This window comes from Micromonospora sp. NPDC048999, assembly GCF_040649295.1.
Classification (GTDB): domain Bacteria; phylum Actinomycetota; class Actinomycetes; order Mycobacteriales; family Micromonosporaceae; genus Micromonospora.
This window is the reverse complement of record NZ_JBEZFI010000002.1, coordinates 223,180-243,312: the sequence shown is the minus strand read 5'-3', so window position 1 is coordinate 243,312 and position 20,133 is coordinate 223,180. Positions and strand designations below refer to the sequence as shown.

Here is a 20,133-nt window from a genome sequence, read left to right as displayed (position 1 = left end):
GCCCGCTATCAACAACGAGCGGGCCCCTGCTTTCAGGCGGTCACTGCTGCACGTAGGCGTTCGTGAGGGCCGGGTAGCCGAAGATGCTGGACAGGTAGATCCCGCCCACCTTTGAGCCGTGCAGGTAGTAGCCCTGCTCGACGAAGAGCGGCACGGCCGGGGCCAGGTCGGTCATGATCTGCTTGTCGAGCTTGGCCCACTCCCCGCCCTGCTCACCGGCGGGCACGGCGAGCACCCGGTCGAACTCCTTGTTGATGTCGTCGCTGTTGACGAACGAGGTGTTGCTGTTGCCCTCGGCCTTGATGCCACGGCCGTCGAAGAGCACCGGCAGAATGGCGGCGCCGCTGGGCCAGTCGGCCGCCCACTGGTCGAGGTAGAGGTCCCAGGGGTTGTCCTTCTTCTTGGTCTCGTCGAGCTTGGCGTCGGCCGGGATGCTCTTCAGAGTGATCTTGAAGCCGGCCTTCTCCAGGTTGCCCTTGAGCTGGGTGCCGTACTCCGGGTGGTCGTCGCCGATGCCGAGCACCAGCTCCGGGGTCTTGCCGGCGAGCAGCTCCTTGGCCTTGTCGACGTTGCCGGTCGGGCCGGCCGGGTACGCGTCGAAGCTCTGCCAGCCGATGGTCGACGGCGGCATCAGGGTGGTGACCGCCTTGGCGGTCGCCTCACCGCCGTACGCCTTGATGAAGCCGTCCCGGTCGATGGCGTAGTTGAGCGCCTGGCGCACCGACAGGTCGGGGACCCGGCTGGTGTTGATGGTGAGCCGCCAGAGGCTCGGGGTCTGGCCGCGCACCGAACGGTTCGTGAGCGACGAGTCGCCGGTGACCCGGGCGATCAGCGAGGAGGGCACGCCGTTCCAGCCCAGCGCCGTCTGGTCGTCGCCGTTGTCGGCGATCACCCGGTTGGCGCCCGCCTCCTCGTCCGGGCCGAAGTTCCAGACGACCTTGTCCGGGTACGCGTGCCGCACCGGGTCGGTCGCCGGGTCCCAGTTGTCGTTGCGCTCCAGCACCAGCTCGACGCCGGGGGTGTTCTTACTGATCTTGTAGGGCCCGGACGAGAAGGGCTGGTTGTCCAGGTTGACCCCGGTATCCTTCTCGGGCTTGAGCGGCGCCGTGTACGGCAGCGACGCGGCGAACGGCAGGTCGCAGTGCGGCTTGGCGAACTCGAACTTGAGCGTCTTCGCGTCCGGCGTGCTCAGGCCCGGGGGCAGCGAGGTCTTGTTCGCCTTGAAGTCCCACTTGGTGTCGTACTGCGGGGTGTCGGCGAGCCACTCCTGGATGTAGGTGGGGCCGCCGGTGAGGTCCGGGTCGAAGGAGCGCGCGATGCCGTACGCGATCTCCTTGGCGGTGATCGGGGAGCCGTCCTCGAACTTGACCCCGTCCTTGATCTTGAACTCCCAGACCTTGCAGTCGGAGTTGACATCGGCGCCGGGGGTCTCGGCGAGGTCGCCGACCAGGGTCACCTTGCCCGAGCCGTCGTCCTTGAACGTGGTCAGGAACCGGGCGTACAGCGGGGCGTTCATCAGGCCGGCGAACGAGTAGATCCGCTGCGGGTCCAGGTGCGAGATCTGCGACTGCCGAATGACGTGGAAGGTCCCACCCTTGCCGGCCCCGGGCACCTCCGGCGCGGGACCCATGGACTCCTTGGGGTCCATGGCGATCGACCCGGTGTTGACCCGGGTCTCGTCGTTGCCGCCGCTGGTGCCCTTGTTCTCGGTGCACGCTCCCGTCGTCACGAGCAGCACGAGCGTTCCGCCCAGGGCGGCTGCCCTCTTCAGGCGCATGTCGCGCCTCCTCCCGTATCTCGTCGAACTTCGGTCATCCGTAAGAAAGCTGCGGCTTGTGTAGCAGAGATCGACAGAATTTTCCATGGACCGTTGCCGAGGCGATGCCCTATCGCAACCGGACCCGGGGATCGATCGCGGCGTAGAGGAGGTCGACGACGATGTTGGCGACCACGATGAAGAACGCCGAGATCAGCACGGTCGCCATGATGGTGGGCAGGTCGCCCGACTTGACCGCGTCCACGGCGGTGCGGCCGAGCCCCTGGAGGCCGAACGTGGTTTCGGTGATCACCGTGCCGCCCAGGGCGCCACCCACGTCCAGCCCGGCGATCGTCACGATCGGCGTGATCGCGGCCCGCAGGGCGTGCCGGCCGTAGACCTGTCGTTTTGGCACGCCCTTGGCTCGGGCCGTCCGCACGAAGTCCTCGGACAGGGTCTCCAGCATCTGCGCCCGGGACAGCCGGGCGTAGATCGCCGAGAATAGGAAGGCCAGCGCGACCCAGGCCAGCACCAGGCCGCTCGCCCACTTCACCGGATTGTCGAAGATGGACGTGTAGCCGGGGACCGGGGTGATGTGCAGGTTGTACGTGAAGATCAGCAGCAGCACCGCGCCGACGAAGTAGAGCTGCATCGAGGCGCCGGCCAGCGAGAAGCCGATGGCCATCCGGTCCAGCACGCTGCCCCGTCTCAGCGCGGAGATCATGCCGAGCCCGACGCCGAGCACCAGCCAGAGAATGGCGGCCGGGATGACGATGCTCAACGTCACCGGCAGCACCCGGGCAAGGGTGTCGGTGACCGCCTCGCTGCGTACGTAGGAGTAGCCCAGGCACGGGGCGTCGCACTGGCCGCCCTGCGAGCTGCCCAGGTCACGGCCGACGACGATGCCCTTCATGTAGTTCGCGTACTGCTGCGGGAGCGGGTCCCGCAGCCCCAGCTCCACGCGTACCCGCTCCAGTCGCTCGGCGTTGCAGTTCTTCGGGCACATCCCGCTGACCGGGTCGCGGGGCAGCCCGAAGAACATCAGGAAGCTGAGCACGCTCACCGCGAAGAGCGTGAGCACCGCGGCGAGCAGCCGCTTGACCAGGAATCGCGCCATGTTGCACCCCTACCGGGAGGACTTCGGATCGAGCGCGTCACGCAGCGCGTCACCGAACAGGTTGAAGGCGAGCACGAGCGCGAAGATCGTGATGCCGGGGAAGAAGACGTACGCCGCATCGGTCTGCAGGTACGGGATGCTCTGGAAGATCATCCGGCCGAAGTCAGCGGTGGGTTCGAGGATGCCGATGCCGAGGAAGGACAGCGCCGCCTCGCCGGTGATGTACTGCGGCACCGCCAGCGAGAACGCGACCAGGATCGGCGCCCACAGGTTCGGCAGAAGCTGCCGGAAGAGCATGTGCCCCAGGCCCGCACCGCTCGCCCGGGCCGCTTCCACGAACTCCCGTTCGCGCAGCGACATCACCTGGCCACGGACCAGCCGGGCGGTGCTCGTCCAGCCGAACGCGGCGAAGACGCCGATGAGGACGGCCACCTGGAACGCCGGCGGCACCTCCTCGCGGGGGCCGTAGAAGCGCAGCGCCACGGTCGGCACCACGGCCAGCGCGAAGATGAGGAACGGCAGGGCCAACGCCACGTCGGTGACCCAACTGATCACCGTGTCGACCAGCCCGCCGAGGAAACCGGCGAGGATGCCCAGCACGACGCCGATCGTGGTGGTGACCAGTGCCGCCGCCAGCGCGATGAAGAGCGAGGTACGCAGCCCGTAGACCATCCGGATGAAGATGTCCCGGCCCAGCCGGGGTTCCAGCCCGAACCAGTGGTCGCCGGTGATGCCGCCGGCATAGCCCAGCGGCATGCCGTTGCCGTCCAGAAGCTGCTGGAACTGCTCGTCCGGGCCGACCCCGTACAGCTTGGAGACCAGCGGCGCGGCGAGGGCCAGCCCGGCCAGGACCAGCAGCACGACGCCGCTGACCATGGCGGTGCGGTCCCGGCGCAGCCGAGCCCAGGCAAGCTGACCAGGCGAGCGGCCGGCAACCGCCTGCTTGTCGGTGTCGACGGGCGGCTCGATGTCGGCCCGCACGGCGCCCTCGACCGGGGACAGGCTCACTGTGACACCTCCACGGATTCGCCGGCCCCGACGCCGATCGGCCCCTGCTCGGGGTAGTGACAGGCGGTGAGTTGGCTACCGCCGTCGCGGGTGATCAGTGCCGGTTCCTCGGTGGCGCACCGGTCCTGGGCCTTCCAGCAGCGGGTGCGGAAGCGGCAGCCCGAGGGTGGGTTGAGTGGGGTGGGGACGTCGCCGGCCAGGCGGATGCGTCCGGCGGGTCCCTGGGTGGTGACGTCGGGGATCGCGGAGAGCAACGCCCGGGTGTACGGGTGTTGGGGGCGCTGGTAGATGTCGTCACGGTCGCCGACCTCGACGATCTTGCCGAGGTACATGACGGCGACACGGTGGCAGAAGTGGCGTACCACGGCCAGGTCGTGGGCGATGAACACGAAGGCGAGGTCGAGGTCGCGTTGCAGGTCGCGCAGCAGGTTGATGACCTGGGCCTGAATCGAGACGTCCAACGCGGAGACGGGTTCGTCGGCGACGATGAGTTTCGGGCGCAGCGCCAGGGCACGGGCGATGCCGATCCGCTGCCGCTGCCCGCCGGAGAACTCGTGCGGGTACCGGTTGTAGTGCTCCGGATTCAACCCGACCAGTTCGAGCAACTCCTGGACGCGCTTCTTGATGCCGCCCGGCGGGTCGATCCGGTTGACCTGCAGGGGCATGGCCACGATCCGGCCGACGGTGTGGCGGGGGTTCAGCGAGGCGTACGGGTCCTGGAAGATGATCTGGAGGTCCTGCCGCAGCGGCCGCAACTGCCGGCGGCGGGCGTGGGTGATGTCCCGCCCGGCGAACTCGATCGTCCCGGCGGTGGGTTCCAGCAGGCGTACCAGCATCCGCCCGGTGGTGGTCTTGCCGCACCCGGACTCCCCGACCAGGCCCAGCGTCTCACCCGGACGTACCTCGAAATCCAGGCCGTCGACCGCCCGCACGGCGCCGCTCCGCACCGGGAAATGCTTGGTCAACCCACGCACCGTCAACAGCGGCTCAGTCATCGGAGCCCACCTTCGTTCGCGACTGCGGGACTCCGCTGCGCTGCGTTCCTCGCGCTCACTGAGCGACTCCCACCTGGGCGATGTCCTGCCGGTAGAGCCGGGTGCGCTCCTCGGCCGGCAGGTGACAGGCGACCAGATGACCCGCCTCCCCGGCCGCGCGCAACTCGGGCACGACCGTGCGGCAACGGTCGCCGTTACGGCCGGCGTACCGGCAACGCGGATGAAACGCGCACCCCGCCGGCAGGTTGATCAACGACGGCGGGTTGCCCCGGATCGGCACCAGGTCCGCGTCCGCGTCACCGTGCAACGACGGCACGCTCGACAACAACCCCCAGGTGTACGGATGCTGCGGTGCGCGCAACACCCGCGTCACGCTGCCGTGCTCAACCGCCCGGCCCCCGTACATCACCAGCACGTCATCGGCCACCTGGGACACCACCCCCAGGTCATGGGTGATCAGGATGATCGCCGATCGGAACTCCTGCTGAAGGTCTTCGACCAGGTCCAGGATCTGCGCCTGCACGGTGACGTCGAGGGCGGTGGTCGGCTCGTCGGCGATCAGCAGGTCGGGATCGTTGACCAGGGCCATCGCAATCATCGCCCGCTGCCGCATCCCGCCCGAGAACTCGTGCGGATACTGATCGAACCGCTTCCCCGGCTGCGGAATCCCCACCCGGCCCAGCATGTCGACCGCCCGCGCCCGGGCCTCCCGCTTCCCTGCCCCCGGGTGATGCACCCGGTACGCCTCCGCGATCTGCCTACCGACCGTGTAGTACGGATGCAACGCCGACAACGGGTCCTGGAAAATCATTGCCATGTCCCGGCCGCGCAGCCGCCGCACCTCCTCCTCCGGCAGCCCGACCAGCTGACGACCACCCACCCGGATCTCCCCGGTGATCGTGGCCCGCTTCGCGTTGTGCAGACCCAGAATCGCCAGCGAGGTGACGCTCTTGCCCGAGCCCGACTCGCCGACGATGCCCAGCGTGCGGCCCCGTTCGACGTTGAACGACACCCCGTCCACCGCCCGGACCACGCCGTCCTCGGTGTCGAAGCGCACCCGCAGGTCCTTCACCCGCAGGTAGGGACCCTCGCCGGAGCGCTGCTCCGGGACTTCGGGGCGGTCCGGTTCCCCGGACGGCGCCGACTCCGACCTGCCCACGGCCGCCTCCCCTTCAGTAATGAAGAGAACTTACAGCAAATTTCTGGAGGCGAAAATAACCTACAAAACGTGGGATGTCAGTGCGCTGAGCGTAACGAGTGAGCGTCAAGCCAGACCAGCCCATGAACGGAAGACGCACATCGACAACTGGTCGACACGCCGGCTCGGAGCGCGCCACGATCCGGCCGGAGGATCTCGTCTCCTGACAGATGTCGCCGCGCTCGCCTAGGGTCGGCATCATGAGCGAGTTCGATGCGGCGGCCGACGCCGTCCAGGCCGCGCTCGACGCGGGAGCCCGGTACGCGGACGCCCGGGTGATGCACCGCCGCTACGAGTCGATGTCGGCCCGCAACGGCGACGTCGAGGAGCTGACCCAGGACGAGAGCATCGGGCTGGGGGTCCGGGCGCTGGTCGGGTCGAGCTGGGGCTTCCACGCCGTACCCGAGCTGTCGGAGGCCCGCGAGGCCGGCCGGCGCGCCGCGGCGATCGCCACCGCGAGCGCGCGGGTCCCCGGTCCGCCGATCGACCTGGTCCCCGTCGCGGCGACCGTCGCGAGCTGGGTATCCGGATGCGAGGTGGACCCGCTCGGCGTTCCCCTCTCCGACAAGGGCGACCTGCTGGTGCGCGCCACCGAGACGATGCGCGCGCACGGCGCCGACCTGGCCGAGGGGCTCTACCAGATCTGGGACACCGCCAAGTGGTTCGTCTCCAGCGAGGGGCACCGCATCGACCAGCGCATCCGCGAGTGCGGCGGCGGCATCTCGGCCACCTCGATCGGCGACGGCGAGACCCAGCGCCGGTCCTACCCGAGCTACGGCGGCCAGTACGGCACGACCGGCTGGGAGCTGGTCACCTCGCTCGACCTGGCCGCGCACGCCGCCCGGATCGCCGAGGAGTCGCGGGAGCTGCTCACCGCTCCCGAGTGCCCGTCCGGCGAGACCGACCTGATCCTCGGCGGCGAGCAGCTCGCCCTGCAGATCCACGAGTCGGTCGGGCACGCCATCGAGCTCGACCGGATCCTCGGCTGGGAGGCCGCCTTCGCCGGGACGTCCTGGCTGGACCTGAGCCAGCTCGGCGCGCTGCGGTACGGCTCCGAGCTGATGAACATCACCATCGACCCGACCATCCCGGGCGCGCTGGGCAGCTTCGGCTTCGACGACGAGGGTTCCCCGGCGGTCAAGCGGGACGCGGTCCGCGCGGGGCGCTGGGTGGGGGTGCTCGCCGGCCGGGACTCGGCCGCCGTCGCCGGCCTCGGCTACGGCGGCAGCGTACGGGCAGACGGCTGGGCCCGGCTGCCGATGGTACGAATGACCAACGTGGGCCTGGAACCGGGCCCACACACCCTCGACGAGATCATCGACGCCACCGACGACGGGGTGCTGATGGACGTCAACCGCTCCTGGTCGATCGACGACAAGCGACTCAACTTCCAGTTCGGCTGCGAGGTCGGCTGGGAGGTCAAGAAGGGCCGGCGGGGGCGGATGCTGCGCAACCCCACCTACACCGGGATCGGGCCGGTCTTCTGGCGCTCGATGGACATGCTCTCCTCGGAGACCGTCCCGTGGGGCACGCCGAACTGCGGCAAGGGCCAGCCGGGCCAGGTCGGGCACACCGGCCATCCGGCCGCCCCGGCCCGCTTCCGCAACGTCCGGGTGGGGGTGCGGGCATGACCGAGCTAGATATCGCTGGTCAGGTCGTCGAGCTGGTCCGCCAGCTCGCCGGGCCGGACGCGCAGGCCGAGGTCACGGTGACCCGCGCCGACCTGGCGCTGACCCGGTTCGCGAACTCGTTCATCCACCAGAACATGGCCGAGTCGGGCACCGCGGTGCGGCTGCGGCTGCACGTCGACGGGCGGACCGCCGCCGGCACCGGCAGCCTGCTCGATTCCGACGGGTTGACCGCGCTGGTCGAGCGGACCCTGGCGGCGGCCCGGCTCGTCCCGGCCGACCCGGCCTGGCCGGGGCTGACCACGCCGGCGCCGGTCCCGCCGGGCGCGGTCTTCGACGAGGCCACCGCGTACGCGACCCCGGACGAGCGAGCCGCCCGGGTACGCGCCTTCGTGGACGCCGCCGGTGGGCTGGAGACGGCCGGCTACTGCCGGACGGCGTACCGGTCGGGGGCATTCGCCAACTCGGCCGGGCACTCGGCGGCGGGGCGTACGGCCGAGGCGGCGATGGACGGCATCGCGCGTACCGGCGGGGCCGACGGGGTGGCCCGCCGCTGCGCCAACCGGCTCGGTGAGCTGGACGGCGCGATGCTCGGCGCGCGGGCGGCGGCGAAGGCGCGGGCCGCGACGGATCCGGTCGAGCTGCCCCCGGGGCGGTACGAGGTGGTGCTCGAACCGGCCGCCGTCGCCGACCTGCTGCAGAACCTCGCCTGGTTCGGCTTCAACGGCAAGCGGCACACCGAGCGGCAGTCCTTCGCCGAACTCGGCGCCGCCCAGTTCGACCCGTCGGTGACCCTGGTCGACGACCCGCTGCACGCCTCGGCCCTGCCGTACGACCTGGAGGGTACGCCCCGACGCGCGCTGACCCTGGTTGACGCCGGCACCACGACGGCGGTGGCGCACGACCGGCGCAGCGGCGGCGAGGCCGGTGCCGCCTCCACCGGTCACGGGACGCCCGAGGGGGCCACGTTCGGCCCGCTTCCGCACAACCTTCGCCTGCTTCCCGCCGCCACCGGCGCAATCGGCGGCCACCCGACGCCCGTCGGCCCAACGACCGGCAGCGCGACGACCGACGGCGTGCTGGCCGACGGCGCGCTGGCCGATGCGGACACCGCCGCGCTGGTCGCCGGGGTGCGGCGCGGGCTACTCGTCAGCGACTTCTGGTACACCCGGGTGCTCGATCCGAAACGGCTGGTCATCACCGGGTTGACCCGCAACGGGGTCTGGCTGGTCGAGGACGGGGTGCCCACCCGGGCGGTCCGCGACTTCCGCTTCACCGAGTCGTACCCCCGCGCCCTGGGGCCGGGCCGGGTGCTGGGCCTGGGCCGGCAGCCGGTCCGCCAGCCGGACCGGGTCGACGGCTCCTGGTGGGAGGCGCCGCCGCTGCGGCTGACGGCGTGGAACTTCACCGGCGGCGCGTCCGGCTGACGGACGACGCGGACGACCCACACAAATATTGATCTTGCTTTAGGCCTTTCCAACAGGCAGGACACACGGGACACTGCGATGCGCGGCCACGCCGCGAAGATCGGCGTAACGTGTGTCACTTAGCTGCGCCGGTTCGCCGGCGTGGTCGTATGCGTGCGCAAGACGTGGCAGTGGACGCGGTCGCCGGTCCGCTGGCCGGTACGAAAGGTGATCCGCCGCCCCGCGAGGGCGCCGTCAGGGAGACTTGAATGACATCAAAGTCGGCTACGACGCCGATAACCCAGCCGCTCGGGGCGCGGGCACGCGCCGCGATCGCGGCGAAGACCTTGCGAACCGACCGCTGGTGGTTCGCGCCACTGATCACCGTCGTCGGCCTCAGCGCCTGGATCATCTACGCGACGGTCCGGGTCTTCATGCACAGGTGGTACTGGGTGGACCAGTTCCACTACCTGACGCCGTTCTACTCCCCCTGCGTGACCGACCGGTGCGTCGAGGGCTCCTCGCACCTCGGCACCGTCCTGCCCGGCTGGTGGATCATCCCGGACGCGGCGTTCACCCTGCCGTTCCTGCTGCTGTTCCGGTTGACCTGCTACTACTACCGCAAGGCCTACTACCGGTCGTTCTGGCTCTCGCCGCCGGCCTGCGCGGTCCCCGACGGGCACGCCACCTATGGCGGGGAGACCCGGTTCCCGCTGCTCGGGCAGAACCTGCACCGCTACTTCTTCTACGCCGCCGCGATCATCTCGGCGCTCAACACGTACGACGCGATCTACGCCTTCCACTCCCCCAAGGGCTTCGGTTTCGGGCTGGGCAACCTGGTCCTGATCGGCAACGTGGTGATGCTCTGGGCGTACACCATCTCCTGCCACTCCTGCCGGCACATCATCGGCGGCCGGCTGAAGCACTTCTCGAAGCACCCGGTGCGCTACAAGGCCTGGTCCTTCGTCTCCTGGCTGAACGTCCGCCACATGCAGCTCGCCTGGATCACCCTCGGCACCCTGGCGCTGACCGACTTCTACGTCATGGCGATCGCCGCCGAGTGGTTCCCCGACCTGCGGTTCATCAACTAGAGGCCCCTGGACCATGACTGAGACACGAATCGAACGACACCACTACGACGTCGTCGTGATCGGAGCCGGTGGCGCCGGCCTGCGCGCGGCGATCGAGGCCCGACTGGCCGGCAAGAAGACCGCGATCATCTCGAAGTCGCTGTTCGGCAAGGCGCACACGGTGATGGCCGAGGGCGGTGCCGCAGCCGCTATGGGCAACGTGAACTCCCGGGACAACTGGCAGGTGCACTTCCGCGACACCATGCGCGGCGGCAAGTTCCTCAACAACTTCCGGATGGCCGAGCTGCACGCGAAGGAGTCGCCGCAGCGGATCTGGGAGCTGGAGACGTACGGCGCGCTGTTCGACCGTACGAAGGACGGGAAGATCTCCCAGCGCAACTTCGGCGGCCACGAGTACCCGCGGCTGGCGCACGTCGGCGACCGGACCGGGCTGGAGCTGATCCGCACCCTCCAGCAGAAGATCGTCTCCCTGCAGCAGGAGGACAAGCGGGAGTTCGGCAACTACGAGGCGCGGATCAAGGTCTTCGCCGAGACCACCATCACCGAGCTGCTGCTCGACGGCGACCGGGTCGCCGGCGCGTTCGGCTACTACCGGGAGTCCGGCGAGTTCATCCTCCTCGAGGCGCCGGCCGTGGTCCTCGCGACCGGCGGCGTGGGCCGCTCCTACAAGGTCACCTCGAACTCGTGGGAGTACACCGGGGACGGTCACGCGCTCGCGCTGCGCGCCGGGGCGACGCTCATCAACATGGAGTTCCTCCAGTTCCACCCGACCGGCATGGTCTGGCCGCCCTCGGTGAAGGGCATCCTGGTCACCGAGTCGGTCCGCGGCGACGGCGGGGTGCTGAAAAACTCCGAGGGCAAGCGGTTCATGTTCGACTACGTGCCGGACGTGTTCCGCAAGCAGTACGCCGACAACGAGGCGGAGGCCGACCGCTGGTACACCGACCCGGACAACAACCGGCGTCCGCCCGAGCTGCTCCCCCGCGACGAGGTCGCCCGTGCGATCAACAGCGAGGTCAAGGCCGGTCGGGGTACGCCGGCCGGCGGCGTCTACCTGGACATCGCCTCCCGCAAGTCGGCCGAGGAGATCCGTCGCCGCCTGCCGTCGATGTACCACCAGTTCAAGGAGCTGGCCGACGTCGACATCACCAAGGAGCCGATGGAGGTCGGCCCGACCTGCCACTACGTGATGGGCGGCGTCGAGGTGGACCCGGACTCCGGCGCGGCGGCGGGCACCGTACGCGGGCTCTTCGCCGCCGGTGAGGTCTCCGGCGGCATGCACGGCTCCAACCGGCTCGGCGGCAACTCGCTGTCGGACCTGCTGGTCTTCGGCAAGCGGGCCGGCGGCCACGCCGCCACGTACGCCGACCAGCTCACCGCGCGCCCGACGGTGTCGGTGGCGGCGGTGGAGGCCGCGGTGGAGACGGCCCTCGCCCCGCTGCAGCGGGACACCGGCGAGAGCCCGTACAAGCTCCAGCAGGACCTCCAGGCGGTCATGGGGGATCTGGTCGGAATCATCCGCCGGGAGGGCGAGCTGGCCGACGCGCTGGCCAAGCTGGCGGAGCTGCGGGAGCGGGTGGCCAAGGTGAGCGCGGCCGGCGGTCGGCGCTACAACCCGGGCTGGCACCTGGCCCTGGACCTGCGCAACATGCTGGTGGTCTCGGAGTGCACCGCGAAGGCCGCGCTGGAGCGGCAGGAGTCGCGCGGCGGGCACACCCGGGAGGACTTCCCGAAGATGGACCCGAAGTGGCGGCGGGTCAACCTGGTCTGCTCGCTGGACGGCGACGCGGTCCGCCTGACGCACAAGCCGCTGCCGAAGCTGCGTCCTGAGCTCATCGCCCTCTTCGACCGGGCGGAGCTGGCCAAGTACCTGACCGACGAGGAACTCGCCGAGTTCGACGCCCTCACCGAGGAGGCGGGCAAGTAATGGGCACCAAACGAGATTTCCGCATCTGGCGGGGCGACGAGACCGGCGGCGACCTGCAGGACTACGCGGTCGAGGTCAACGAGGGCGAGGTCGTCCTCGACGTGATCCACCGGCTCCAGGCCACCGACGCGCCGGACCTGGCCTGCCGGTGGAACTGCAAGGCCGGCAAGTGCGGTTCCTGCTCCATGGAGATCAACGGCAAGCCGCGGCTGAGCTGCATGACCCGGATGTCGACGTTCGAGGAGGACGAGACCGTCACGGTCACCCCGCTGCGGACGTTCCCGGTCATCCGGGACCTGGTCACCGACGTCTCGTTCAACTACGAGAAGGCCCGGGAGACCCCGGCGTTCGCGCCGCCGGCCGGCGTGAGCCCCGGCGACTACCGGATGCAGCAGGTGGACGTCGAGCGCTCGCAGGAGTTCCGCAAGTGCATCGAGTGCTTCCTGTGCCAGAACGTCTGCCACGTGATCCGCGACCACGAGGAGAACAAGCAGGCGTTCTCCGGTCCCCGGTTCTTCATCCGGGCGGCCGAGCTGGACATGCACCCGCTCGACGCGAAGACCGACCGCAAGGAGTACGCGCAGGCCGAGATGGGACTCGGCTTCTGCAACATCACCAAGTGCTGCACCGAGGTCTGCCCCGAGCACATCAAGATCACCGACAACGGGATCATCCCCATGAAGGAGCGGGTCGTCGACCGCAGGTACGATCCCCTTGTGTGGCTTGGTAGCAAGATCTTCCGGAGGGGTCAGGTGCCTCAGACCAGCGTGACCAGCGGTCATCACAGCGACCCCGCGACGACCGGCGACCCGCTGGAGATGCACTCGCACGCCGGCGGCTCGCACGACGTGCGGTCCGAGGCGCAGGCGCAGCAGGGCGTCAACTGGCACCGCGAGGTGCCGCACCCGACGGCACCCGCCGTCGACGCCAACGGCCGGCTGCCGCTGACCGAGTTGACCTTCGACAAGGCCGCCGCGCCGTCGCCGTTCGGCGACGACGTCCGGTTCCCGCTGCCGCCGCAGCACCTCAACTTCGCTCACCCGCAGCAGGACGAGCCGAAGCACTGAACACTCGGGTGAGGAGAGCCCCTTGTTAACAGCCGTCTGTTAACAAGGGGCTCTCTCCTTACAACAGGGGGCGCAGGGCGGCGACGATCGGCACGTCGGCTGGCAACCAGGGCACGGTGCCGAGGTCGGCGGCGGAGAGCCAGCGCAGCTCGGAGTGCTCCAGGGCCTCCGGCTGGTCGCCGTGGAGGAGGCGGGCCACGTACACCCGAAGGACGGACCGGCCGTTGGCCATCCGGACGTCCCGGCCGACCCGGGCACCGATCTCCACCCGTACGCCGAGTTCCTCGGCGCACTCGCGGATCAGCGCGGCGGCCTCGGTTTCCCCCGACTCGACCTTGCCGCCCGGGAACTCCCAGCGGCCGGCCACCTCAGGGGGCCCGGAGCGGGCGCAGGCCAGCACCCTGCCGTCGACGATGATTGCCGCCCCGACGACCACCTTCGGCTCACGCCGGTCGGCCTGCCCACTATCGCTCGCCCGTTCGGTCTGCACGAGCATCCAGCGTGCCAGATCAATCGGCGGTTTGGGTAGCTGAGCTCGCCGTCAGGACAGCAGAAGACGGAAGTGTGGGCGTGGACACACCATCCGCCCGACGACAGACTAGAGACCGTCGACCAGGACACGAGACAGCGACGATTTGGCCACGAGCCGGCAACAACGCCTGGGAGGTGCGGTAATGCGCGCGTTGTTCAGCGGCCGGGCAAAGCACGACTATCTCAGCGACGCCCTCGCCCTGCTGTCCGGCTGGGCCCGCGAAGGCGAGCAGATCCACCGGACGATCGTCCTCGACGACACCCAGCACGCCGCGTTGACCGAGCGGGTCAAGGTGGTCGCCGACGCGCTGCACCTGCGTCCCGAGATCAGGCGCCGCGCCGACCGTACGCAGATCCGGGTGGGTCACGGCGACGGCGACCCGCTGACCGAGGGTGAGGTCCTGCTGGCCGCCCGCATCGAAGACGCGGTCCGCGCCGTCACCCAACACTGAGCCGCCTGGCACGCCCCGCCTACCGTCGTAGGGCATGACCACCCCCACATACGACCGCAACGAACAGTTCCAGCAGATCCAGAGCGGGCTCCTGGCCGGCGAGCAGATCATCGCCGTCTACGACGCGATCGGGACAGGCACCGGGTTCATCGGCCTGACCGACCGGCGCGTGATCATTCAGGACCGCTCCTTCATCGGCAAGCGGTACGCCATCACCAGCATCCCGTACTCGAAGATCACCAGCGTCAGCGTGGTCAGCAACAAGTCGTGGGGCGGTGCGTTCTTCTCCACCGGCGCGATCGCCATCCACGTCGGCGGCCAGACCTACGAGGTCGAGTTCCGCGGCGCGGAGAAGAGCCACCACGTGCACAACGTGATCTTGCACCACATCTCCTGAGCCTCTCCGGCGCGCCGCTGGAAGCGCTGGACCACGGACGCGTCCCGCCGCCGGCACCCACGAGCCGTGGCTTCAGGTGCGGCGAGTCGCCATCACTATCTGTGCACATCTCCCTCAGCGCCCAGAAGGGGCACGGGTGACTTTGCTCTGCAGCCACATACGCAGCAGTCACGCACGGTTTTCTGCTGCGCATATGGCTGCAGAGCAAAGGTGGACGGGCGAGGTCACCGCGCGGACTCCGCTTCATGGGTTTCCGCTGGTCAAGCAGCCGAGACCTCCGTAGCGCCGAACGAGGGCAGATCCAACGCCGTCACGGTGGGTGATAACGGATCTCCGCAGACCGACATCACCCTCAGTTATCGACAGCGCGCCAGGCGACAAGCTGCCACAGCTCGGGGTCCGGCATTGCCGCGTGACGGGTCATCCCACAGATGCGCCTGCCTGAGACACTCATCCCCATGCTGAGATGGTTCGCGGTCGTCAAGCGATGGTGGGCTGTTCGCCGGGTACGCCGGGCGCTGCTCGGGGTCGCCGTCGGCGCGGTGCTGGCGGGCGTGGTCAGCGTGGCCAGTCTGGTGTGGGTCCGCGGTGGTGCCGAGGGCCACATCTTCACCGAGGCCGACGTGCCGGACGCCCCGGTCGCCCTGGTACTCGGCACGAAGGTGGAGGCGGACGGCAACCCGGCACCGTTCCTCACCGCCCGGCTGGAGCTCGCCCAGCGCCTGTTCGACGCCGGCAAGGTCCACGCGATCCTGGTGTCCGGCGACAACATGCACGCCGACTACAACGAGCCCGAGGCGATGCGCCGCTGGCTGGTCGACCGGGGCGTGCCGCGAGGCAAGGTGGTGCTCGACTACGCCGGATTCGACACGTACGACTCCTGTGTGCGGGCCAAGCGGATCTTCGGGGTGGATCGCCTCACGGTGGTGACCCAGTCCTTCCACCTGCCCCGTGCCGTCTCGCTGTGCCGACACCTCGGCATCGAGGCCAACGGCGTGGGCGACGACAGTGTCCGGGGGCGGTACACCATGAAGTGGCGGATCAGCTCAACCCGCGAATACGGCGCCTGCGTGAAAGCGGTGGTGGACCTGGTCTCCGGCCGCGACCCGGTCCACCTCGGTCGCCGCGAGACCGGCGTCGACGACGCCCTCCGCGAAAGCTGACGCGCCCTGGTTGCCCCGATCACCGGGCCAACCGCCGCGTGCACGGCCCGTCGTGGTCGGCCCGGAGCAGGCAGCGCCGGCCGCCGGGCAACCGCAGGTCGCAGAAGATCCGATGGCGTACGCCCTGCTCGTCCTCGGCGGAGACGGTGGTCTCGCCCGGGTCGGTCGCGGAGAGCAGGCTCGACCACCGGGCCACCACCCGGGCCAGGCGTACGGCACCGACCAGGTCCCCGGCAAGCACCGGAAGATGAATGACGTAGCGCTGACGGTCGGGAGGCATCACTATCGCGCCCCCGCGTTGGCGCGCCGCGCCTGCTCGGACTGCCAGCAGCGCAGCGCGTCCTTGATCCGGGACGTCTCCTGCCGGCTGTTGCCCAGCGCGTCGTAGACGGTGGCGAGGTCGTCGGCCACCCGGTCGAGGAACTCGTGCACCTCCTGCGGGTCGAGCCCGCGCCGACCGAACCGGCTCGGCCGGAACCGCCGCTCCCGCACCTGCCACGGGCGCAGCGGCGGACAGGCCGCCGACCGGTAGTAGCCGGGCTTGCTGTTCCACCTGGTCCCTTCGTGCCGACCGGTACGCCGGAAGAACCGCACGACGTTCCCACCTTTCCGTTGACGGGGTTGCCCGTTGGAAGGGGTGGTCCGCCCGCCCGCCGCGCGCGGGCGGCCCACCCCGGCCCTGCCACCGCAGCCCTGTTCGGCAGTACGGCACCAGAGCCAGCTCACCGACGAGTGATAGCGCGCCTGTCATCGCCCGATCACTTGCTGTGGCTGCCACCCTAGCCCCTAGCGGCTTATGGCCACAAGGCCTTTTGGCCAAATGTTCCCTTACCCATTAGGCGTCAACGCTGGAGGCATGACCATCGATCCGCGCTCGCACACTCCCGTCTACGTGCAGCTCGCCGACCTGCTTCGAGCCCGGATCGAGTCCGGCGAGCTCCCACCCGGTGCGCCGATCGGTAGCGAGACGCGGCTGAGCCAGGAGTACGGGATCGGCAGGGACGCTGTACGCGAGGCCATCTGGGTCCTGCGCTACGAGGGATTGGTCAGCACCAGTCGGGGCCAAAGCACGACCGTGCGACAACGGCCAGAGCGACAGCGGATCGAACTGTCGCCCGGCACCTCGGTGATCGCCCGAATGCCGACGAGCAACGAGCGCCGCTCCCTCGACATCGACGAGGGCGTACCGATCCTCGAAATCCGCGACGCCCAAGGCGGCGTGGAGGTCCTACCGGGCGACGCCGTCGAGCTGATCCGCCCGGAGTCGGAGTGAACCGGCCGCCCATGATGACCGGCCCCGATCGGTGACGGCATAGCTGTAGTCGCCCCGGCGTGTCGACTTGCTGCACCGTCACCGTTCGAGGGGACTCGACAGCATCCAGACGCGACTGGCATCCCGGCGGGGTGAAGGCCTGGCGGCCAGGGCGGGCGATCAGCCCGCCGACCAGGCGTTGTTCACCACCTGGAACAGGGCCATGTCCTGCCACTCGCCGGCGATGTTGAGGTACGCCGGAGCCACCCCGATCGGCTGGAACCCGTTGCGCTTCAGCACGCGCTGCGACGCGGTGTTGTGCAGCAGCGTCTCCGCCTGCACCCGGTGCAGCCCCAACTCCTCGAAGGCCACCCGTACGATCTCCCGGACCGCCCGGGTCGCGAAGCCACGGCCGTTGTGGCTGGCGCTCACCCAGTAGCCCAGGCTGCACGACTGGAACGGGCCACGCACGATGCCGTTCAACGTGATGCGCCCTATCACGCTGCCGGAATCCAGGATGACGTGCGGCAGCTTCGACCCCTGCGCGTGCTGCACGAGATCGGCCTGGAGGACGGCGCGTTGGCCGTCCGCCGTGAAATAGTCCTCGCCCCGGATCGGCTCCCACGGTGCGAGGAAGTCGCGGTTGCGACGGAGCGACTCCGCCAGGACCGGCGCGTCATCGAGCGCCACAAGCCGGGTGAGGTTCACCCGGTCATGGTCTCAGGAGAAGAACTTGGCCAGGATCGTCGCCAGGACCGCCGGCCGCTGCAACACCGCGTGGTCCTCCCCGGCCATCACCTCCAGCGCCGCGCCCGGCACGGTCGCCGCGACCGCCTTCGTCTCCGCCGCCAGACCCGGCGCGGTCTGGTCACCGTAGACGGCCAGCACCGGTACGCCGATCCGGGCGAGCCGGTCGAACGGCATCAGCTGCCACGGCGTACTGAGCAGCACGTCGTAAGGCAGGCTCGGCGCCTTGTCGACCAGGAACGGCCACGTCTCCCCGGCCCTCATCCCGGCGACCGCCCCGGCCGGAACGCCGACCACCCCACCGAGGAACAGCTCCACCGCGCCGTCACGATCCCCGGCCGCGACCAGAGCCTTGAGCCGGTCGTAAACGTCGGCCGACGGCATCGGCAGGCTCTCGTCGGCCTGGTACGAGGGCTCGTAGACGGCGACCCGGTCGATCGGGAGCCCGCGCATCGCCCCCTCCAGCACGAGCACCGCACCGGAGGAGTGGCCGAACACCGAGGCCCGGCCGCCGACGTGCGCGATGACCGCCGCCAGGTCGTCGACCTCGTTGGCGACCGCATAGTCCTCGCTCCTGTCGTCGCTGGCTCCCCGGCCGCGCCGGTCATAGGTCACCACCGTGAACCCCGATGCGAGTTCGGCGCCAAGCCCGGCCACGGTGGAGCGGTCGTTGAACGCGCCGCCGACGAGAATCACCGGCGCGCCCTGACCGATCGTGTCGACGACGAGGATCGTGCCGTCCCTGGACGTGATGGTCTCCGCCATTACGGGTCAGCCTCCCTGGGATGCGCAGCGGCATCACGGACGCTACTCGCCCCCACCCGCCTTTTCGGGCGAGAAGACGACCTGCCAGGTGCCGGTGATGTGCTCGGGTACGACCTCGATCGTCACCGAGTCGCCGGAATGCGGGTCGAGGCCGAACTGCTTCCAGCCACCATCCTTGTCGCCGTACATCCCGTAGCCGCCCATCGCGTAGTCCCACCACTCGCCGGTCGCGACCTCCACGCCGTTGACGCGCACGCGGAGGAACCCGGGAGTCTGAGCGACCATGTCGATCCCGTGCATCGTCTCCCAGGTCAGGGTCCGCCGTATGGTGCGAGTCGGGTCGGCGGGGTCGGATCTGATGATGACGACGTCCGGGCACGTGGCCTCGGTGCAGCCGGCGGGCAGATCCTCGCGTAGCGGGTCGAGTGTGCCAGGCCGAGGTGGCAGCGGGTACTGGTCGAACGGGACCCGCTCACCGATCGCGAGCCCGAACGTGCCGGTCTCCGGGATCGGCACCCAGACGCCGTCCGGCTCGTCGTATCGCTCCGCTCCGGTGATCGTCATGACGAAGGTAGCCGGCTTGCCGACCGCGACACCCAGCCCGGCCCAGCCTTGGGGTCGGTGGGTGCCGCCGCAGCTCCCACTGAACAACAGATGGCCGTTGACGGTCACCTTGTCCTCAACCATGACCGCCTCTCCCGCGCCGTCACAGCGGTTGATGACGACAAGATCGAGGGTGGTCGGCACGATCGTCAGCTCGACGCTCTGCTGCGGCAGCGCGGCGGACTTCGCGGCCACGACGCGCGCTCCGCTCGCGTACTCCGGGAAACCCTCGATCGTGCGTACCGGCGAGGGGGTGTCCGCCGGGGTGGGGGTGCCGTCGGAGCGCAGCCCGGGCACGACGGCGGCCGCCGCGACCCCGGCCAGTGCGACGATCGCGCCGGCGGTCCAGGTCGCGACACGCCGACGCCTGCGGGCGACCACCTTGGTGCGTACGCCATTCAGCCGCAGGTGGTGCATGACGTGCTCGGCCTGGTCGCCGGAGCGCTCGTCGAACACCTGCTTCAGGTCGGTCAGATTCATCGCAGCGTCCCTTCCGGCATCAGCGTCTCGTCGAGGCGGAGCTTGGCCAGCGCCCGGCTGGCCTGGCTCTTGACCGTGCCGACCGAACAGCCGAGGACCTCGGCGATCTCGACCTCGGAAAGGTCTTCGAAGTAGCGCAGCACGAGCACGGCCCGCTGCCGGCGCGGCAGGCGACCCAGCGCCCGCCACAGGCGGTCCCGGTCGTCGAGGCCGGCGTGCGGGTCGGCCTCGACGACCGGCTCGGGCAGGTCGGCCGTGGGCAGCTCACCCCGCCACCGACGCCGCCACGACGACGCGTACGCGTTGACGATGATCCGCCGTACGTACGGCTCCGGGTCACCGTCGATGCGCCGCCACGCCTCCCAGGCCCGCGCGAGCGCGGTCTGCAGCAGGTCCTCGGCCGACACCCAGTCCCTGGTGAGCAGGTACGCGGTGCGCAACAGCCGCGGTGACCGGGTGACGACGAAGTCGTCGAAACCCTCCGGTGTGATCACGTGCCGGCCCTCCCGTCCAGTCGGTCACCAGGTAGTACCGGCTGTGATCCGAGAAG

Annotated in this window: 21 protein-coding genes; 9 read left to right on the top strand and 12 right to left on the bottom strand. The window is 69.7% G+C overall.

Translation table 11 applies throughout. The features are described 5' to 3' along the window. Positions 1 to 40: 40 nt before the first annotated feature. The 5 genes from AB0C02_RS05570 to AB0C02_RS05550 form a co-directional block, all read right to left on the bottom strand. On the bottom strand, positions 41 to 1,777 hold the full coding sequence (locus AB0C02_RS05570; protein WP_357541483.1) for an ABC transporter substrate-binding protein: 1,737 nt from the start codon (positions 1,775 to 1,777) through the stop codon (positions 41 to 43). Positions 1,778 to 1,886: 109 nt separating this feature from the next. After that, positions 1,887 to 2,873: an ABC transporter permease gene (locus AB0C02_RS05565; protein ID WP_357541481.1), complete on the bottom strand. Its 987-nt coding sequence runs from the start codon at positions 2,871 to 2,873 to the stop codon at positions 1,887 to 1,889. Between the two features lie 9 nt (positions 2,874 to 2,882). Continuing rightward, positions 2,883 to 3,881, bottom strand: coding sequence for an ABC transporter permease (locus AB0C02_RS05560; protein WP_357541479.1), 999 nt, complete (start codon positions 3,879 to 3,881; stop codon positions 2,883 to 2,885). Continuing rightward, positions 3,878 to 4,876, bottom strand: coding sequence for a dipeptide ABC transporter ATP-binding protein (locus AB0C02_RS05555; protein ID WP_357541477.1), 999 nt, complete (start codon positions 4,874 to 4,876; stop codon positions 3,878 to 3,880). Before AB0C02_RS05555 ends, AB0C02_RS05560 begins: the two co-directional genes overlap by 4 nt. Before the next feature lie 55 nt (positions 4,877 to 4,931). Next, the gene (locus tag AB0C02_RS05550) at positions 4,932 to 6,035 is read right to left on the bottom strand and encodes an ABC transporter ATP-binding protein (RefSeq protein ID WP_357541475.1); all 1,104 of its coding nucleotides are present in this window, start codon (positions 6,033 to 6,035) and stop codon (positions 4,932 to 4,934) included. A 239-nt stretch (positions 6,036 to 6,274) separates the two neighbouring features. On the opposite strand from AB0C02_RS05550, the gene AB0C02_RS05545 reads away from it, so the two are divergent. From AB0C02_RS05545 to AB0C02_RS05525, 5 genes are all read left to right on the top strand, one after another. After that, positions 6,275 to 7,705 (top strand): TldD/PmbA family protein, encoded by a 1,431-nt coding sequence (locus AB0C02_RS05545; RefSeq protein WP_357541473.1) that lies wholly within the window; start codon positions 6,275 to 6,277, stop codon positions 7,703 to 7,705. Further along, positions 7,702 to 9,129 carry a metallopeptidase TldD-related protein gene (locus AB0C02_RS05540; RefSeq protein ID WP_357541471.1) on the top strand — a complete coding sequence of 476 codons (1,428 nt, stop codon included), beginning with the start codon at positions 7,702 to 7,704 and terminating at the stop codon, positions 9,127 to 9,129. Before AB0C02_RS05545 ends, AB0C02_RS05540 begins: the two co-directional genes overlap by 4 nt. Before the next feature lie 248 nt (positions 9,130 to 9,377). Continuing rightward, positions 9,378 to 10,199: a hypothetical protein gene (locus tag AB0C02_RS05535; RefSeq protein WP_357541469.1), complete on the top strand. Its 822-nt coding sequence runs from the start codon at positions 9,378 to 9,380 to the stop codon at positions 10,197 to 10,199. Between the two features lie 13 nt (positions 10,200 to 10,212). Beyond that, entirely contained in the window at positions 10,213 to 12,126 is a 1,914-nt protein-coding gene (locus AB0C02_RS05530; protein ID WP_357541467.1) for a fumarate reductase/succinate dehydrogenase flavoprotein subunit, read from the top strand. Further along, a complete protein-coding gene (locus tag AB0C02_RS05525; RefSeq protein WP_357541465.1) occupies positions 12,126 to 13,193 on the top strand; it encodes a succinate dehydrogenase/fumarate reductase iron-sulfur subunit in 1,068 nt (355 codons plus the stop codon). Before AB0C02_RS05530 ends, AB0C02_RS05525 begins: the two co-directional genes overlap by 1 nt. A gap of 58 nt (positions 13,194 to 13,251) precedes the next feature. On the opposite strand, the gene AB0C02_RS05520 is transcribed toward AB0C02_RS05525, so the two are convergent. Continuing rightward, positions 13,252 to 13,683 carry a (deoxy)nucleoside triphosphate pyrophosphohydrolase gene (locus AB0C02_RS05520; RefSeq protein WP_357541463.1) on the bottom strand — a complete coding sequence of 144 codons (432 nt, stop codon included), beginning with the start codon at positions 13,681 to 13,683 and terminating at the stop codon, positions 13,252 to 13,254. Between the two features lie 184 nt (positions 13,684 to 13,867). Here AB0C02_RS05520 and AB0C02_RS05515 point away from each other — a divergent pair, with 184 nt between their 5' ends. The 3 genes from AB0C02_RS05515 to AB0C02_RS05505 all read left to right on the top strand — a co-directional run bounded on the left by AB0C02_RS05515 (position 13,868) and on the right by AB0C02_RS05505 (position 15,736). Then, on the top strand, positions 13,868 to 14,176 hold the full coding sequence (locus AB0C02_RS05515; protein ID WP_357541461.1) for a 4a-hydroxytetrahydrobiopterin dehydratase: 309 nt from the start codon (positions 13,868 to 13,870) through the stop codon (positions 14,174 to 14,176). 34 nt (positions 14,177 to 14,210) lie between these two features. Further along, the gene (locus AB0C02_RS05510) at positions 14,211 to 14,573 is read left to right on the top strand and encodes a PH domain-containing protein (protein WP_357541459.1); all 363 of its coding nucleotides are present in this window, start codon (positions 14,211 to 14,213) and stop codon (positions 14,571 to 14,573) included. Positions 14,574 to 15,031: 458 nt separating this feature from the next. Further along, positions 15,032 to 15,736, top strand: coding sequence for an ElyC/SanA/YdcF family protein (locus tag AB0C02_RS05505; protein WP_357541457.1), 705 nt, complete (start codon positions 15,032 to 15,034; stop codon positions 15,734 to 15,736). A 19-nt stretch (positions 15,737 to 15,755) separates the two neighbouring features. Here the strand turns inward: AB0C02_RS05505 and AB0C02_RS05500 are convergent, their stop codons facing one another. Both AB0C02_RS05500 and AB0C02_RS05495 read right to left on the bottom strand, forming a co-directional pair. Then, positions 15,756 to 16,016 carry a hypothetical protein gene (locus tag AB0C02_RS05500; protein WP_357541455.1) on the bottom strand — a complete coding sequence of 87 codons (261 nt, stop codon included), beginning with the start codon at positions 16,014 to 16,016 and terminating at the stop codon, positions 15,756 to 15,758. A 2-nt stretch (positions 16,017 to 16,018) separates the two neighbouring features. Continuing rightward, on the bottom strand, positions 16,019 to 16,243 hold the full coding sequence (locus tag AB0C02_RS05495; RefSeq protein ID WP_357541806.1) for a DivIVA domain-containing protein: 225 nt from the start codon (positions 16,241 to 16,243) through the stop codon (positions 16,019 to 16,021). 349 nt (positions 16,244 to 16,592) lie between these two features. On the opposite strand from AB0C02_RS05495, the gene AB0C02_RS05490 reads away from it, so the two are divergent. Next, entirely contained in the window at positions 16,593 to 17,009 is a 417-nt protein-coding gene (locus tag AB0C02_RS05490) for a GntR family transcriptional regulator (protein WP_357541453.1), read from the top strand. Between the two features lie 159 nt (positions 17,010 to 17,168). Here AB0C02_RS05490 and AB0C02_RS05485 read toward each other — a convergent pair whose 3' ends face one another. The 4 genes from AB0C02_RS05485 to AB0C02_RS05470 are packed head-to-tail and all read right to left on the bottom strand — an operon-like array spanning position 17,169 to position 20,077. Further along, positions 17,169 to 17,696, bottom strand: coding sequence for a GNAT family N-acetyltransferase (locus AB0C02_RS05485; RefSeq protein WP_357541451.1), 528 nt, complete (start codon positions 17,694 to 17,696; stop codon positions 17,169 to 17,171). 12 nt (positions 17,697 to 17,708) lie between these two features. Then, the gene (locus tag AB0C02_RS05480) at positions 17,709 to 18,500 is read right to left on the bottom strand and encodes an alpha/beta hydrolase (RefSeq protein WP_357541450.1); all 792 of its coding nucleotides are present in this window, start codon (positions 18,498 to 18,500) and stop codon (positions 17,709 to 17,711) included. A gap of 42 nt (positions 18,501 to 18,542) precedes the next feature. Next, positions 18,543 to 19,583 (bottom strand): hypothetical protein, encoded by a 1,041-nt coding sequence (locus AB0C02_RS05475; RefSeq protein WP_357541448.1) that lies wholly within the window; start codon positions 19,581 to 19,583, stop codon positions 18,543 to 18,545. Then, entirely contained in the window at positions 19,580 to 20,077 is a 498-nt protein-coding gene (locus tag AB0C02_RS05470; protein ID WP_357541446.1) for a SigE family RNA polymerase sigma factor, read from the bottom strand. The genes AB0C02_RS05475 and AB0C02_RS05470 overlap by 4 nt, the downstream gene beginning before the upstream one ends. Between the last annotated feature and the right edge of the window lie 56 nt (positions 20,078 to 20,133).

Excerpts from the sequence above, each read along its gene's own strand:
- AB0C02_RS05540 (WP_357541471.1), top strand. The coding sequence starts at position 7,702 with ATGACCGAGCTAGATATCGCTGGTCAGGTCGTCGAGCTGGTCCGCCAG.
- AB0C02_RS05475 (WP_357541448.1), bottom strand. The coding sequence starts at position 19,583 with ATGAATCTGACCGACCTGAAGCAGGTGTTCGACGAGCGCTCCGGCGAC.
- AB0C02_RS05565 (WP_357541481.1), bottom strand. The coding sequence starts at position 2,873 with ATGGCGCGATTCCTGGTCAAGCGGCTGCTCGCCGCGGTGCTCACGCTC.
- AB0C02_RS05570 (WP_357541483.1), bottom strand. The coding sequence starts at position 1,777 with ATGCGCCTGAAGAGGGCAGCCGCCCTGGGCGGAACGCTCGTGCTGCTC.
- AB0C02_RS05490 (WP_357541453.1), top strand. The coding sequence starts at position 16,593 with ATGACCATCGATCCGCGCTCGCACACTCCCGTCTACGTGCAGCTCGCC.
- AB0C02_RS05510 (WP_357541459.1), top strand. The coding sequence starts at position 14,211 with ATGACCACCCCCACATACGACCGCAACGAACAGTTCCAGCAGATCCAG.
- AB0C02_RS05480 (WP_357541450.1), bottom strand. The coding sequence starts at position 18,500 with ATGGCGGAGACCATCACGTCCAGGGACGGCACGATCCTCGTCGTCGAC.
- AB0C02_RS05505 (WP_357541457.1), top strand. The coding sequence starts at position 15,032 with ATGCTGAGATGGTTCGCGGTCGTCAAGCGATGGTGGGCTGTTCGCCGG.
- AB0C02_RS05530 (WP_357541467.1), top strand. The coding sequence starts at position 10,213 with ATGACTGAGACACGAATCGAACGACACCACTACGACGTCGTCGTGATC.
- AB0C02_RS05500 (WP_357541455.1), bottom strand. The coding sequence starts at position 16,016 with ATGCCTCCCGACCGTCAGCGCTACGTCATTCATCTTCCGGTGCTTGCC.
- AB0C02_RS05535 (WP_357541469.1), top strand. The coding sequence starts at position 9,378 with ATGACATCAAAGTCGGCTACGACGCCGATAACCCAGCCGCTCGGGGCG.
- AB0C02_RS05555 (WP_357541477.1), bottom strand. The coding sequence starts at position 4,876 with ATGACTGAGCCGCTGTTGACGGTGCGTGGGTTGACCAAGCATTTCCCG.
- AB0C02_RS05515 (WP_357541461.1), top strand. The coding sequence starts at position 13,868 with ATGCGCGCGTTGTTCAGCGGCCGGGCAAAGCACGACTATCTCAGCGAC.
- AB0C02_RS05525 (WP_357541465.1), top strand. The coding sequence starts at position 12,126 with ATGGGCACCAAACGAGATTTCCGCATCTGGCGGGGCGACGAGACCGGC.
- AB0C02_RS05545 (WP_357541473.1), top strand. The coding sequence starts at position 6,275 with ATGAGCGAGTTCGATGCGGCGGCCGACGCCGTCCAGGCCGCGCTCGAC.